At 42.2% G+C, this 607-nt stretch carries 1 pseudogene; it reads right to left on the bottom strand.

Annotated elements, in window-relative coordinates:
• Positions 1-606: pseudogene (locus R7P74_RS27695) on the bottom strand (EAL domain-containing protein); the annotation flags it as partial.
• Position 607: the final 1 nt, after the last annotated feature.

The following is a 607-nucleotide window of genomic DNA, read 5'->3' as shown; positions in this document are numbered from 1 at the left end:
CATGTTGGCCTGAGATTCGTCAGAGAAGAAAAACTCGCTCGATAGCGCATTGTCTTCATCAATAATGTTTGGCATGCCGCGACTGATTGAAAGGTCACCAAACATAGGTTCGTGATATTCAAATTTTACGAATAAGCACTCTTCACACGGCTCAGCAATAAGCTGTTTTACCCAACTGTTATCGAGAACCCAAAACACCTCAACGTGCTGATTGTCATAAATCACCATCCATTCTGCTTGGTCTTTGTGTTCCGGTAGAATCAAGGAAATATAGAAGTTGGTATCTAATTGAACCCGTTCGGATGACGTAACTTTGGAGACAGGCATCCCTACGCTTGAACACGAGTCGCCATCTTCCGTGGTCATGCCAATAAACCGAATGTAGCGGTTGTAGTAACGAGGATCACGCAACACTTTCATATCATCAGATTGACAGTTGAAGTCGAGCTGGGCGATCTGTTTGGTAATGGCACTCTCTAAAAACGTGGATCTGTGATTTAAGTATTCAACCAACGTTTTGATTTTCGCCTCTTTGATATACCCAACATATAAATTTGACAAGGCATTAAAAGCGACAGCAAAAATAATGATGGGGACTAGCCCTATT

It is taken from the genome of Vibrio sp. 2033, from assembly GCF_033339735.1.
Note: the sequence above shows the minus strand (reverse complement) of the source record. Positions and strands in the feature narration are given on the sequence as shown.